Source organism: Streptomyces anatolicus (assembly GCF_019400875.1).
Classification (GTDB): domain Bacteria; phylum Actinomycetota; class Actinomycetes; order Streptomycetales; family Streptomycetaceae; genus Streptomyces; species Streptomyces anatolicus.
Genome location: NZ_WMBF01000009.1, coordinates 1 through 12,777 on the forward strand (window position 1 = coordinate 1; position 12,777 = coordinate 12,777).

Annotated in this window: 15 protein-coding genes and 3 tRNA genes; 15 read left to right on the forward strand and 3 right to left on the reverse strand. The window is 68.6% G+C overall.

The window, feature by feature from the left end:
* On the reverse strand, window positions 1-904 hold a 904-nt coding region (locus tag GKQ77_RS02285; RefSeq protein ID WP_219686907.1), incomplete at its 3' end, for an amidohydrolase family protein.
* 265 nt (window positions 905-1,169) lie between these two features.
* Here GKQ77_RS02285 and GKQ77_RS02290 point away from each other — a divergent pair.
* The 6 genes from GKQ77_RS02290 to GKQ77_RS02315 all read left to right on the forward strand — a co-directional run bounded on the left by GKQ77_RS02290 (window position 1,170) and on the right by GKQ77_RS02315 (window position 3,762).
* A tRNA-Thr gene (locus GKQ77_RS02290) sits at window positions 1,170-1,242 on the forward strand.
* A gap of 48 nt (window positions 1,243-1,290) precedes the next feature.
* A tRNA-Met gene (locus GKQ77_RS02295) sits at window positions 1,291-1,363 on the forward strand.
* An 89-nt stretch (window positions 1,364-1,452) separates the two neighbouring features.
* On the forward strand, window positions 1,453-1,617 hold the full coding sequence (rpmG, locus tag GKQ77_RS02300) for a 50S ribosomal protein L33 (RefSeq protein WP_006604855.1): 165 nt from the start codon (window positions 1,453-1,455) through the stop codon (window positions 1,615-1,617).
* A 100-nt stretch (window positions 1,618-1,717) separates the two neighbouring features.
* Window positions 1,718-2,182: a MaoC family dehydratase N-terminal domain-containing protein gene (locus GKQ77_RS02305; protein ID WP_219686908.1), complete on the forward strand. Its 465-nt coding sequence runs from the start codon at window positions 1,718-1,720 to the stop codon at window positions 2,180-2,182.
* 4 nt (window positions 2,183-2,186) lie between these two features.
* The gene (locus GKQ77_RS02310; RefSeq protein WP_219686909.1) at window positions 2,187-2,615 is read left to right on the forward strand and encodes a MaoC family dehydratase; all 429 of its coding nucleotides are present in this window, start codon (window positions 2,187-2,189) and stop codon (window positions 2,613-2,615) included.
* A 91-nt stretch (window positions 2,616-2,706) separates the two neighbouring features.
* A complete protein-coding gene (locus GKQ77_RS02315; protein ID WP_219686910.1) occupies window positions 2,707-3,762 on the forward strand; it encodes a UDP-N-acetylmuramate dehydrogenase in 1,056 nt (351 codons plus the stop codon).
* On the opposite strand, the gene GKQ77_RS02320 is transcribed toward GKQ77_RS02315, so the two are convergent.
* Both GKQ77_RS02320 and GKQ77_RS02325 read right to left on the reverse strand, forming a co-directional pair.
* Window positions 3,752-4,774 carry an adenosine deaminase gene (locus GKQ77_RS02320; RefSeq protein ID WP_219686911.1) on the reverse strand — a complete coding sequence of 341 codons (1,023 nt, stop codon included), beginning with the start codon at window positions 4,772-4,774 and terminating at the stop codon, window positions 3,752-3,754. The genes GKQ77_RS02315 and GKQ77_RS02320 overlap by 11 nt on opposite strands.
* A 150-nt stretch (window positions 4,775-4,924) precedes the next feature.
* Window positions 4,925-6,151, reverse strand: coding sequence for a pyridoxal phosphate-dependent aminotransferase (locus tag GKQ77_RS02325; protein WP_219686912.1), 1,227 nt, complete (start codon window positions 6,149-6,151; stop codon window positions 4,925-4,927).
* 181 nt (window positions 6,152-6,332) lie between these two features.
* Here GKQ77_RS02325 and GKQ77_RS02330 point away from each other — a divergent pair.
* The 9 genes from GKQ77_RS02330 to rplL all read left to right on the forward strand — a co-directional run bounded on the left by GKQ77_RS02330 (window position 6,333) and on the right by rplL (window position 12,606).
* Window positions 6,333-6,405 (forward strand) — tRNA-Trp (locus GKQ77_RS02330).
* A 107-nt stretch (window positions 6,406-6,512) separates the two neighbouring features.
* On the forward strand, window positions 6,513-6,800 hold the full coding sequence (secE, locus tag GKQ77_RS02335) for a preprotein translocase subunit SecE (RefSeq protein ID WP_055564537.1): 288 nt from the start codon (window positions 6,513-6,515) through the stop codon (window positions 6,798-6,800).
* Between the two features lie 77 nt (window positions 6,801-6,877).
* Window positions 6,878-7,819: a transcription termination/antitermination protein NusG gene (gene nusG / locus GKQ77_RS02340; RefSeq protein WP_219686913.1), complete on the forward strand. Its 942-nt coding sequence runs from the start codon at window positions 6,878-6,880 to the stop codon at window positions 7,817-7,819.
* Between the two features lie 192 nt (window positions 7,820-8,011).
* Complete coding sequence (gene rplK, locus GKQ77_RS02345) at window positions 8,012-8,446, forward strand: 50S ribosomal protein L11 (protein WP_030782612.1); 435 nt, start codon at window positions 8,012-8,014, stop codon at window positions 8,444-8,446.
* Window positions 8,447-8,536: 90 nt separating this feature from the next.
* Window positions 8,537-9,259, forward strand: a complete 723-nt coding sequence (gene rplA / locus GKQ77_RS02350; protein ID WP_125514461.1) for a 50S ribosomal protein L1 — start codon at window positions 8,537-8,539, stop codon at window positions 9,257-9,259.
* Between the two features lie 161 nt (window positions 9,260-9,420).
* Entirely contained in the window at window positions 9,421-10,323 is a 903-nt protein-coding gene (locus GKQ77_RS02355; protein WP_219686914.1) for an SCO4651 family lipoprotein, read from the forward strand.
* A 123-nt stretch (window positions 10,324-10,446) separates the two neighbouring features.
* Window positions 10,447-11,301, forward strand: a complete 855-nt coding sequence (locus tag GKQ77_RS02360; protein WP_219686915.1) for an SCO4651 family lipoprotein — start codon at window positions 10,447-10,449, stop codon at window positions 11,299-11,301.
* A gap of 282 nt (window positions 11,302-11,583) precedes the next feature.
* Complete coding sequence (rplJ, locus tag GKQ77_RS02365) at window positions 11,584-12,114, forward strand: 50S ribosomal protein L10 (protein ID WP_219686916.1); 531 nt, start codon at window positions 11,584-11,586, stop codon at window positions 12,112-12,114.
* 108 nt (window positions 12,115-12,222) lie between these two features.
* Entirely contained in the window at window positions 12,223-12,606 is a 384-nt protein-coding gene (gene rplL / locus GKQ77_RS02370) for a 50S ribosomal protein L7/L12 (RefSeq protein WP_219686917.1), read from the forward strand.
* Window positions 12,607-12,777 lie beyond the last annotated feature (171 nt).

The following is a 12,777-nucleotide window of genomic DNA, read 5'->3' on the forward strand; positions in this document are numbered from 1 at the left end:
CCCGCACCCCCGCCGCCCGCAGCAGCCGCACCGGCGCGAGCCCGCGCCGCTCCGCGCTCCCGCAGCCGCCCTGCGGCAGGCAGACCACCGTCACACCGGCCGCCGCCAGCTGCTCCGCGGCCCGCGATGCCACCTCCCTCGGCAGCCGCCCGAGACCCCCGCACGGGCCGATCGTGACCCCGGCCCGCACCCCGGCCGCCATCGCCGCGAGCCGTCCGAGCCGCGCCGGATCGTCACCGTCCGTGTGCAGATCGACGGGGCAGCCGTGCTCGGCGGCCAGCTCCAGGACCGCCTCCGCGTACCCCGTCGGATCAGGGTCCAGATCCGGACAACCGCCCACTACGGAGGCGCCCATTTTCACCGCGTCCCGCAGCATCGCGAGCCCGTCGGCACCCGCGACACCGGTCAGCAGCCGAGGCACCGCGACCGCCGTCAGATCGACGAGCCCCCGCAGCGAGCGGCGCGCCTGGAGCACGGCCTCCATCGGGCCGAGCCCCTGGACGTCACCGATCCGCACCTGCGACCGCAGGGCCGTCGCCCCGTGCCCGAGCTGGAGCAGGGCCGCCTCAGTGGCCCTGCGCTGCACGTCGGGGATGTCGTACGAGACCGGGCCCGGCACGTCCGCCGACAGCGCGGTGTCACCGTGCGCGTGCGGCTCCGCGGGGGCCGGCAGCAGCAGATAGCCGCCGAGGTCCACGCGCGCGGTGTGCGCGGCCAGGCTGCCGGCCGTACCGACCGCCTCGATGCGCCCGCCGCCGAGCCGGACGTCCACGGTCCTGCCGTCGGTGAGCCGGGCGCCGCAGAGCAGCAGCGACCCGGATTCGGACATGGGATCGGAACCGGAGGAACCGGAGGAACCGGAGGAGCCGGAGGAGTGGGGCTGCTGCGGCTGGCTGTCGGGCATCGCGCTCCTGGCGTTCGGGGGCGGCTGCTGGCGTTCGGGGCATCAAGATCACGCAGCGTGTGCCGAGCCTAGGACGGTGAAAGGTCCGCTTCGAGGAGGAGCGCAATAGTCGTACCGGTGTGGTGCCACGGGCTTACGGGTGTGGCGCCAGGGGGTGGGTGAGGTCTCCGGAGAGGCCTGGGACGGCCCTGTCGATCCCCCCGGACGGCCCTGGCGAAACGGATTTGGGCGATCGGCGACCAACCGTGTAATGTCTTCATCGCTCGCCCCAATAGCTCAGTCGGTAGAGCGTCTCCATGGTAAGGAGAAGGTCTGCGGTTCGATTCCGCATTGGGGCTCTGATGTCGAGTGATCCTCGCCTTCGTGGCGGGGAGATCCGGCATCGCAGCGGTGTAGCTCAGTCGGTAGAGCAAGCGGCTCATAATCGCTGTGTCACCGGTTCAAGTCCGGTCACCGCTACTCCTGGTAGCCGATTGTGGGGTCGGTCCTTCGATCGGCTACTCTTTTATGCGTTCATCCGTCCATCCGTCCGTCCAAGGAGCACTCACGTGGCTGCCACCGACGTCCGCCCGAAGATCACGCTGGCCTGCGTGGAGTGCAAGGAGCGGAACTACATCACCAAGAAGAACCGGCGTAACGACCCGGACCGTCTTGAGATGAAGAAGCACTGCCCGCGCTGCAACTCGCACACTGCTCACCGCGAAACGCGCTGACACACAGGCTCGTACACGAGGCCGTCCCCGTTCGTCGGGGGCGGCCTCGCGTCGTTTTGCACGGTTCCACAGAAAACCAACCACAGGAGGTACCGAGTCCATGGCGCTCGACCAGTCCTTCGTGGGGCGGTCCTATCCGCCCACCGATCCTTATGAGGTCGGCCGGGAAAAGATCCGCGAGTTCGCCGAGGCGGTGGGCGACGCCAATCCCGCGTACACCGACTCGGAAGCCGCCAAGGCGCTCGGTCATCCCGATGTGATCGCCCCGCCGACTTTTGTGTTCGCGATCACTTTCAAGGCCGCCGGGCAGGTCATACAGGACCCTCAGCTGGGGCTCGACTACAGCCGCGTCGTCCACGGCGACCAGAAGTTCGCCTACACCCGCCCCGTGCACGCGGGTGACCGGCTCACGGTCACCTCGACCATCGAGGCCGTCAAGTCGCTCGCGGGCAACGACATCCTGGACGTCCGCGGCGACGTCCACGACGAGGCCGGAGAGCACGTCGTGACCGCCTGGACGAAGCTCGTCGCGCGTGCGGCGGAGCCCGCGGCAGAGGAGGCCTGAGGCGATGACGGCGAAGATTTCCTACGACGAGGTCGAGGTCGGCACCGAGCTGCCGGCGCGGACCTTCCCCGTGACACGCGCCACGCTCGTCCAGTACGCGGGCGCCTCCGGGGACTTCAACCCGATCCACTGGAACGAGAAGTTCGCGCTCGAGGTCGGCCTTCCCGACGTCATCGCGCACGGCATGTTCACCATGGCCGAGGCGATCCGTGTGGTCACCGACTGGGCGGGTGACCCGGGAGCGGTCGTCGAGTACGGCGTGCGCTTCACCAAGCCCGTCGTCGTCCCCAACGACGACAAGGGCGCCACCATCGACGTCAGCGCCAAGGTCGCGGCCAAGCTGGACGACCGGTGCGTCCGGGTCGACCTCCTCGCCAAGAGCGGCGACCAGAAGGTCCTCGGCATGTCACGGGCGGTCGTACGGCTGGCCTGACGGCCACCGGACCGGGCTCCGCGCCCGCGGAACGGCCCCGCGGAAACGGCCCCGCCAGGACCGGCGGGGCCGTTCTCGTACTCTTGGGCACGTGCAGGAACTCCATGACGCCCCCCTCGCCCCGCTGACCACCTTCCGCCTCGGTGGCCCCGCGACCCGTCTGATCACCGCGACGACCGACGCCGAGGTGATCGCCGCCGTCCGCGAGGCCGACGACGCCGGGACCCCGCTGCTGCTCATCGGCGGCGGCTCGAACCTGGTCATCGGCGACAAGGGCTTCGACGGGACCGCCCTGCGCATCGCCACCAAGGGCTTCGCACTCGACGGCACGGAGCTGGAGCTGGCCGCCGGCGAGATCTGGACGGACGCGGTCGCCCGCACCGTCGAGGCGGGCCTCGCGGGCATCGAGTGCCTCGCCGGGATCCCCGGCTCCGCGGGCGCGACCCCCATCCAGAACGTGGGGGCGTACGGCCAGGAAGTGTCGTCGACGATCACCGAGGTGATCGCCTACGACCGCAAGACGCACGAGACGGTCGTCATTCCGAACGCCGAGTGCGCCTTCTCGTACCGCCACAGCCGCTTCAAGGCCGACCCCGAGCGCTTCGTGGTCCTGCGGGTCCGCTTCCGGCTCGAGGACGCGCAGGGCATGAGCGCCCCCATCAAGTACCCCGAGACGGCCCGCACGCTCGGCGTCGAGGCGGGGGAGCGGGTCCCGGCCACGGTCGCCCGGGAGACCGTCCTGAAGCTCCGCGCGGGCAAGGGCATGGTGCTCGACCCCGAGGACCACGACAGCTGGTCGGCCGGGTCCTTCTTCACCAACCCGATCCTCACCGACGAGGAGTTCGCGGCCTTCCACGCGCGCGTGGCGGACCGCCTCGGCCCGGACGTCGCCCCGCCCGCCTTCCCGACGGGCGACGGCCGCGTCAAGACCTCCGCCGCCTGGCTCATCGACAAGGCGGGCTTCACCAAGGGCTACGGAGAGGGCCGGGCCCGCATCTCCACCAAGCACACCCTCGCCCTCACCAACCGCGGCGGCGCGACCACCGAGGACCTGCTGGCCCTCGCCCGCGAAGTCGTCGCCGGGGTACGGGACGCCTTCGGGGTCACGCTGGTCAACGAGCCGGTGACGGTGGGCGTCAGCCTGTAGAGAGCCACGCGTCGACTCCGGAGAGCAGCTTCTCCCGTACGTCGACGGGGGCGGCCGAGCCGCGGATCGACTGCCGCGCCAGCTCGGCAAGCCCGGCGTCGTCGAAGCCGTGGTGCTCGCGCGCGATCTCGTACTGGGCGGCCAGCCGCGACCCGAAGAGCAGCGGGTCGTCGGCGCCGAGCGCCATCGGCACCCCGGCGTCGAAGAGCGTGCGCAGCGGCACGTCCTGCGGCTTCTCGTAGACCCCCAGGGCGACGTTGGACGCCGGGCACACCTCGCACGTGATGCCCCGGTCCGCGAGCCGCTTCAGGAGCCGCGGGTCCTCGGCGGCCCGCACCCCGTGCCCGATCCGTGCCGCCCCCAGGTCGTCCAGGCAGTCCCGGACCGAGGCGGGCCCGGTCAGCTCGCCGCCGTGCGGCGCCGCGAGGAGCCCGCCCTCGCGCGCGATGGCGAACGCCCGGTCGAAGTCCCGCGCCATGCCGCGCCGCTCGTCGTTGGAGAGCCCGAAGCCGACGATGCCCCGGTCCGCGTAGCGCACCGCGAGACGGGCCAGTGTGCGCGCGTCCAGCGGGTGCTTCATGCGGTTCGCGGCGACGAGGACCCGGATCCCGAGGCCGGTCTCCCGCGAGGCGCTGTCGACCGCGTCCAGGATGACCTCGAGGGCCGGGATGAGCCCGCCGAGCCGCGGCGCGTACGAGGTCGGGTCGACCTGGATCTCCAGCCACCCCGAGCCGTCGCGCAGATCCTCCTCCGCGGCCTCCCGCACAAGACGCTGGATGTCCTCGGGCTCACGCAGACAGGAGCGCGCGGCGTCATAGAGCCGCTGGAAGCGGAACCAGCCGCGTTCATCGGTGGCGCGCAGCTTCGGCGGTTCGGCGCCGGTCAGCGCCTCCGGGAGCCGCACCCCGTACTTGTCGGCGAGTTCGAGCAGGGTGGCCGGCCGCATCGACCCGGTGAAGTGCAGGTGCAGATGGGCCTTCGGCAGCTCGCTTACGTCTCGTACACGCTCCATTCGAGGATCTTGCCGTACGTACCTGGGGTCCCGGTAGCGGCTTTCCCCCTTCGGGTCCGCCCCCGAACGAAGAAACGGGCCGCCTCCCCGGGACGGAGAGACGGCCCGCACGCGCGCGTGGAGCGCTGTTTCGCGCCGGAAGCCGGGACCTCAGTCGCGGGCCTCCGACAGAAGCTTCTGGATCCGCGAGACGCCCTCGACGAGGTCCTCGTCACCGAGCGCATAGGAAAGACGCAGATAGCCCGGCGTACCGAAGGCCTCGCCCGGGACGACCGCGACCTCGGCCTCCTCCAGGATCAGCGCGGCCAGCTCGACCGAGTCCTGCGGGCGCTTGCCCCGGATCTCCTTGCCGATCAGGCCCTTCACCGAGGGGTAGGCGTAGAAGGCGCCCTCGGGCTCGGGGCAGATGACGCCCTGGATGTCGTTGAGCATCCGCACGATGGTCTTGCGGCGCCGGTCGAAGGCCTCGCGCATCTTCTCGACGGCCACCAGGTCACCGGAGACGGCCGCGAGCGCGGCGGCCTGCGCGACGTTCGAGACGTTGGACGTGGCGTGCGACTGGAGGTTCGTCGCGGCCTTCACGACGTCCCTCGGGCCGATGATCCAGCCGACCCGCCAGCCGGTCATCGCGTACGTCTTCGCGACGCCGTTGACCACGATGCACTTGTCGCGCAGCTCGGGGAGGATCGCGGGGAGCGAGGTGAACGTCGCGTCTCCGTAGACGAGGTGTTCGTAGATCTCGTCGGTCATCACCCACAGGCCGTGCTCGACGGCCCAGCGGCCGATCGCCTCGGCGTCGGCCTCACTGTAGACGGCGCCCGTGGGGTTCGACGGCGAGACGAAGAGCACCACCTTCGTGCGCTCCGTACGGGCGGCCTCCAGCTGCTCGACGGAGACGCGGTAACCGGTGGTCTCGTCGGCGACGACCGGGACCGGGACACCGCCGGCGAGACGGATCGACTCCGGATACGTCGTCCAGTAGGGGGCCGGGACGATGACCTCGTCACCCGGGTCGAGGATCGCGGCGAACGCTTCGTAGATGGCCTGCTTGCCGCCGTTCGTCACCAGGATCTGCGAGGCGTCCACCTCGTACCCGGAGTCGCGCAGGGTCTTCGTGGCGATGGCCGCCTTCAGCTCGGGGAGGCCGCCGGCCGGCGTGTAGCGGTGGAACTTCGGGTTCTTGCAGGCCTCGACGGCCGCCTCGACGATGTAGTCCGGAGTGGGGAAGTCGGGCTCACCCGCGCCGAAGCCGATCACCGGGCGCCCGGCGGCCTTGAGGGCCTTGGCCTTGGCGTCGACGGCGAGGGTCGCGGACTCGGAGATCGCGCCGATGCGCGCGGACACCCGGCGCTCGGTCGGAGAAGTTTCAGCGCTCATGACCCCATCGTTCCAGACCTGAAACGCCCCCGGCGCGCGGGTTTCCAAGACCATCGCAGCCCATCTTGTTCGACGGGGCGCCGCAGACCACGTACACTCACTGCTCGTTGGCCCTCACCGGCCGCACCCTCTCGACGCACTCCGTGCACATGGGCGGATGCGGTAGGTTGGGGGAAATCAAAGGGTCGTAGCTCAATTGGTAGAGCACTGGTCTCCAAAACCAGCGGTTGGGGGTTCAAGTCCCTCCGGCCCTGCTACACACTCCTTCGCCAGGATGTGTGCGCATGTACGTACTGCATTGCACCGCCGTGCGGCTCAACCGGGCGCGGCACGGCCACGACCCGGAATCAGGTGAGGACGAGTGACGGACGCCGTGGGCTCCATCGACATGCCTGATGCCCAGGACGAGGCGCCGGAGTCCAAGAAGAAGGCCCGTAAGGGCGGCAAGCGCGGCAAGAAGGGCCCCTTCGGCCGTCTCGCGCTCTTCTACCGCCAGATCGTCGCGGAGCTCCGCAAGGTCGTCTGGCCGACTCGCAGCCAGCTCACGACCTACACCACAGTGGTGATTGTCTTCGTCGTCATCATGATCGGTCTTGTGACCGTGATTGACTATGGCTTCAGCCACGCTGTCAAGTACATCTTCGGCTGAGCCGAGAGCGAAGGGCGCCGTTCCTGGCGCCCCTTTCGCGCGTTCCACCCCTCTGTATCCAGGAAGAAGCAGCCACCGTGTCTGACCCGAATCTGAACGACGCCGTTGAGCCTCGCGGAGAGGACGCGGAGTCCGTGGAGGACCAGCTCGACATCGTCGAGGCGGCGGACGCCGTGGAGCCGGATCAGGCCGAGGCCGCCGATGCCGCCGCGGGCCAGCCCGCCGAGGAGGCGGCCGTCCACCTGGAGGACGACGCCGAGGCTGTCGCCGAGACCGCGGACGACGAGACCGCGGACGACCTGGTCGCCGACGACCTCGACGCCGAGGCCGCCGACGCCGAGGCCGAGACCGCCGACGAAGAGGCCGCCGTCGAGGAGAGCGTCGAGGAGGAGGCCGCGCCGGTCGACCCGATCGCCGCCCTGCGCGAGGAGCTGCGCACCCTCCCCGGCGAGTGGTACGTCATCCACACCTACGCCGGTTACGAGAACCGCGTGAAGACCAACCTCGAGCAGCGTGCGGTCTCGCTCAACGTCGAGGACTTCATCTTCCAGGCCGAGGTGCCGCAGGAAGAGGTCGCCCAGATCAAGAACGGCGAGCGCAAGACGATCCGCCAGAACAAGCTCCCCGGCTACGTGCTGGTGCGCATGGACCTGACGAACGAGTCCTGGGGCGTCGTCCGCAACACCCCCGGCGTCACCGGCTTCGTGGGCAACGCCTACGACCCGTACCCGCTGACCCTGGACGAGATCGTCAAGATGCTCGCCCCCGAGGCCGAGGAGAAGGCCGCCCGCGAGGCCGCCGAGGCCGAGGGCAAGCCGGCTCCCGCCCGCAAGGTCGAGGTCCAGGTCCTGGACTTCGAGGTCGGCGACTCGGTCACCGTCACCGACGGTCCGTTCGCGACGCTGCAGGCGACGATCAACGAGATCAACGCCGACTCGAAGAAGGTCAAGGGTCTCGTCGAGATCTTCGGCCGCGAGACCCCGGTCGAGCTGAGCTTCGACCAGATCCAGAAGAACTAGCCCGCGGCCCTCGCGGCTGCCACGGCTTCCTCTGGAACACACGCCTCCGAACAGGTCAGACGGGCTGCCAAAGCCGGTCTGACCTGCTCGGTTTTTAGCCGCGCGACTATACCCGTTATCGTTGTGCGGTATGCCTCCATCCGGATGACCGGATGGCCGGCTGAAAACTCTCACTAGGACCCGGAGAGAGCAATGCCTCCCAAGAAGAAGAAGGTCACGGGGCTTATCAAGCTCCAGATCCAGGCTGGTGCCGCCAACCCGGCCCCGCCGGTCGGCCCCGCGCTGGGCCAGCACGGCGTCAACATCATGGAGTTCTGCAAGGCCTACAACGCCGCGACCGAGTCGCAGCGTGGCTGGGTGATCCCGGTGGAGATCACGGTCTACGAAGACCGTTCCTTCACCTTCATCACCAAGACGCCGCCGGCCGCCAAGATGATCCTCAAGGCCGCTGGTGTCGAGAAGGGCTCCGGCGAGCCCCACAAGACCAAGGTCGCCAAGGTCACCGAGGCGCAGATCCGTGAGATCGCGCAGACCAAGATGGAAGACCTCAACGCCAACGACCTGGACGCCGCGTCGAAGATCATCGCCGGCACCGCCCGTTCCATGGGCATCACGGTCGAGGGCTGAGACTCCTCCCCCCGTCTGACCTTTCTCCAGTGGTAGGGCCAAGCGCTGGCCCGCACCACGACTCCATACCTGAACACACCAGGAGCAGAAGTGAAGCGCAGCAAGACTCTCCGCGCTGCGGACGCCAAGATCGACCGGGAGAAGCTGTACGCCCCGCTCGAGGCCGTCCGTCTCGCCAAGGAGACCTCCGCGACCAAGTTCGACGGCACCGTCGAGGTCGCCATGCGTCTGGGCGTCGACCCGCGCAAGGCCGACCAGATGGTCCGTGGCACCGTGAACCTCCCGCACGGCACCGGCAAGACCGCCCGGGTCCTGGTCTTCGCGACCGGTGACCGTGCTGCGGCCGCGGAAGCCGCTGGCGCCGACATCGTCGGCTCCGACGAGCTGATCGACGAGGTCGCGAAGGGCCGCCTGGACTTCGACGCCGTCGTCGCCACCCCGGACCTCATGGGCAAGGTCGGCCGCCTCGGCCGCGTGCTCGGTCCGCGTGGTCTGATGCCGAACCCGAAGACCGGCACCGTGACCCCCGATGTCGTCAAGGCTGTCAACGACATCAAGGGCGGCAAGATCGAGTTCCGCGTCGACAAGCACTCGAACCTGCACTTCATCATCGGCAAGGTGTCCTTCGACGACACCAAGCTGGTGGAGAACTACGCCGCGGCCCTGGAGGAGATCCTCCGTCTGAAGCCGTCGGCCGCCAAGGGCCGCTACATCAAGAAGGCCGCCATCACCACCACGATGGGCCCCGGCATCCCGCTGGACTCGAACCGCACCCGCAACCTCCTCGTCGAGGAGGACCCGGCCGCTGTCTGAAACTGACGGCAGCCGCGTCGCGCACGCGTTCTCTGGACGGGCCCCGCAACCTTTCGAGGTGCGGGGCCCGTCCTGTTTGTGTACAAGCCTTTCGGATACGACGTCTGAGACGGGCCCGCGCCGGTGCGCGCGGGCGTCACATAGCCAAGGGGTGGGACGAGATGAACAGCACGACCATGCGGCGTACGGGCCTTTCGATCGCGGTGGCGGCCGCGCTGACGGGCCTGGCGGCCTGCGGCTCGGGCGACTCGGGCGGTTCCTCGGACAAGGCCGGGGGAGCGAAGGACAAGGGCGGGATAAACGCCAGTCCGATAGCCGCCCTGCGCACGGTCGAGAAGTCGACCGACAGCGCGGACACCGCCCGGATCGACGGCACGACCACCATGGGCTCGCAGGCGTCCATGGACATGAAGGGCGTCATGGGCTGGTCCGACGGCATCACGGGCGAGGTCACGGTGACCTTCACCGGCGGCGCGCAGGCCCAGCAGATGCAGCAGATGGGCCAGTCGAAGATCGACTACCGCTATCTGAAGAACGGCTTCTACGCGAACATGGGCGACAAGTTCGCGGCCCAGGCGGGCGGGGGCAAGCACTGGCTTGAGTACGACTACGACACGCTGGCCGAGATGAGCGGGGCCGCGGGCCAGGCCTTCCAGGACCAGATGCAGAACACCACGCCCAACCAGTCGGTGAAGATGCTGCTGGCCTCCGGTGACGTGAAGCGCGTCGGCGAGGAGGAGGTCCGCGGGACGAAGGCCACCCACTACTCCGGAGAGGTCGGCATCGCGGACTTCACCGCCAAGAGCACGAACCTCGACAAGGACCAGCTGACCGAGCTGAAGAAGCAGTTCGAGCAGGCCGGCATGGAGACGCAGACGATCGACATCTGGGTCAACGACGACGATCTGCTGGTCAAGAAGGTCGAGAAGGCCGACACCAAGAACGGCGCCTTCTCCCAGACGGCGTACTACAGCGACTACGGCACCCCGCTCTCCGTCCAGAAGCCGCCGGCCTCGGACACGGTGAGCTTCAAGGACGTCATGAACAAGCAGCCCGCCGCCTGAAGACGAGCCGGCTCGCGCCCCTGACCACCGGATAACCCGGAGGAAGGCGCCGCTTTCCTTCGGGTAATCTCGGCCCACCGCAGTAAGTGGATCAAATGTTCTGGTTTTCCTAGGGGTGGGGTCATGAGTCTTTCCGTACGTATGGGACGCAAGAGAACCGCGAGTGCCGCGCTCGCGGCCGTGCTGCTCGCCGGTGGCGCGGTCGGCTGTGGGTCGGAGAAGTCCGACAAGGCGGGGGAGGACATGGCGCCGGCGGCGGCCGTGAAGAAGGCCGCGGAGAAGACCGAGGACCTCACCTCGTTCACCTTCCGGATGAAGGGCACCGTCCCGGGGGACGGGAAGGTCCGGGCCGACGCGGCGATGAGCACCGAGCCGCTCGCCATGAGCATGAAGATGTCCGCGCCCGACCAGGGCCCGGAGAAGATGGAGCTGCGCTACGTCGACGGCGCGGTCTACCTCGGCGGCGGCAAGGAAGCCGCCAAGGAGATGGACGGCAAGAGCTGGATCAAGTTCGACGCCGCGGCCATGGGCAAGGCCGGCGGCAAGCCCGCAGCCACCTCGGCGGCCGGGCAGGCCGACAACAACCCGGCCGACCAGTCCACGCTCCTGACCAACTCCAAGGACCTGAAGAAGGTCGGCAGCGAGTCGGTCGGCGGCGTCGAGACCACCCACTACGCCGGCACGGTGACGCTGGACCGGATCCGCGAGCTCGCCAAGGACAAGGACGCGGCCGCCCGCAAGCGTGACGAGAAGTCCATCAAGCAGTACGAGGACATGGGCATCGAGAAGCTCACGATGGACCTGTGGGTCGACGGCGAGGACCACACCAAGCAGTTCCGCGCCCGCGGCAAGGGCGACAAGGGCCCCCTCGACATGACCATCACCTTCGTCGACTACAACAAGCCGGTGAACGTCCAGGCTCCGCCGAAGAAGCTGGTCATGGACCTCGGCAAGGAGATGAAGGGCATCGAGGGCTGACCAGGTTTGAACGGGGACCGGCCCGATTTGCCTGACCCGAACCTCTTCACGTAGTCTTCCCCAGAAGCCAAAGACCGCTGGTCGTTGCTGTGTTCTCACCTGAGGGTGCAGTGGCCGAAGGATCCGCTGAAACTGCGGACGACCCGCGTAGGTGACTGTGGAAGTACTCCCGGACGGGATTCTGTCCGGTTGAGTTCACGCCCCGTGCGCCTGCGCCGGGGCGTCTCGTTTTTCCCAGCCCCTTCTGAGCGGTCCTCATCACCCGGAAGGAGGCCGACGCTCATGCCGACGCCCGACAAGGCTGCCGCGGTAGCCGAGCTCACGGACAAGTTCCGCAGCTCGAACGCCGCCGTGCTGACCGAGTACCGGGGTCTCACCGTGGCCCAGCTCAAGCAGCTGCGCCGTTCCCTCGGTGAGAACTCCGAGTACGCCGTGGTGAAGAACACGCTGACCAAGATCGCGGCCAACGAGGCCGGGATCAACACGCTCGACGACCTGTTCACGGGTCCGACGGCGGTCGCCTTCGTCACCGGTGACCCGGTGGAGTCGGCGAAGGGTCTTCGTGACTTCGCCAAGGAGAACCCCAACCTCGTCATCAAGGGCGGTGTCCTTGACGGCAAGGCGCTGTCCGCCGATGAGATCAAGAAGCTCGCGGACCTCGAGTCCCGCGAGGTTCTGCTCGCCAAGCTGGCGGGCGCCATGAAGGGCAAGCAGTCGCAGGCTGCCGCGCTCTTCCAGGCGCTTCCCTCGAAGTTCGTCCGCACCGCGGAGGCGCTTCGTGCCAAGAAGGCCGAGCAGGGCGGTGCCGAGTAACTCGGCTCGCACACTGACCGCCGCCTGAGGCGACGGTCATCGCGGGCCCCACGTACGCCCGCCTCCAAATACACCCGGCACCTGCCGAATTAGTGGAAGGACGCCATCATGGCGAAGCTGTCCCAGGACGACCTGCTTGAGCAGTTCGAAGGCATGACCCTCATCGAGCTCTCCGAGTTCGTGAAGGCCTTCGAGGAGAAGTTCGACGTCACCGCCGCCGCCCCGGTCGCCGTTGCCGCTGGTGGCGCCGCTGCCGCCCCGGCCGAGGCCGAGGCCGAGCAGGACGAGTTCGACGTCATCCTCACCGGCGCCGGCGAGAAGAAGATCCAGGTCATCAAGGTCGTGCGTGAGCTGACCTCGCTGGGCCTGAAGGAGGCCAAGGACCTCGTCGACGGCACCCCGAAGCCGGTCCTCGAGAAGGTCGCCAAGGACGCCGCGGAGAAGGCTGCCGAGTCCCTCAAGGCTGCCGGCGCCTCCGTCGAGGTCAAGTGACCTCACGAGTCGTCTGACTCTCTTGACCGCACGTACGGCGGAAACGCTGTAACGCGCGGGACGCCAAGGGCGATCACCCATGTGGGTGGTCGCCTTTCGGCGTTCCCGGGCATGCGCGTGAGGGCGCCTTGCGATGTCGGTCCCGGCGAGTATGGTGATCTTCGTTGTGCC

Bases quoted from the DNA above. Each gene is read 5' to 3' on its own strand.
- rplK (WP_030782612.1), top strand. From the start codon at position 8,012: ATGCCTCCCAAGAAGAAGAAGGTCACGGGGCTTATCAAGCTCCAGATC.
- GKQ77_RS02355 (WP_219686914.1), top strand. From the start codon at position 9,421: ATGAACAGCACGACCATGCGGCGTACGGGCCTTTCGATCGCGGTGGCG.
- GKQ77_RS02305 (WP_219686908.1), top strand. From the start codon at position 1,718: ATGGCGCTCGACCAGTCCTTCGTGGGGCGGTCCTATCCGCCCACCGAT.
- GKQ77_RS02320 (WP_219686911.1), bottom strand. From the start codon at position 4,774: ATGGAGCGTGTACGAGACGTAAGCGAGCTGCCGAAGGCCCATCTGCAC.
- GKQ77_RS02310 (WP_219686909.1), top strand. From the start codon at position 2,187: ATGACGGCGAAGATTTCCTACGACGAGGTCGAGGTCGGCACCGAGCTG.
- rplJ (WP_219686916.1), top strand. From the start codon at position 11,584: ATGCCGACGCCCGACAAGGCTGCCGCGGTAGCCGAGCTCACGGACAAG.
- GKQ77_RS02325 (WP_219686912.1), bottom strand. From the start codon at position 6,151: ATGAGCGCTGAAACTTCTCCGACCGAGCGCCGGGTGTCCGCGCGCATC.
- GKQ77_RS02360 (WP_219686915.1), top strand. From the start codon at position 10,447: ATGAGTCTTTCCGTACGTATGGGACGCAAGAGAACCGCGAGTGCCGCG.
- rplL (WP_219686917.1), top strand. From the start codon at position 12,223: ATGGCGAAGCTGTCCCAGGACGACCTGCTTGAGCAGTTCGAAGGCATG.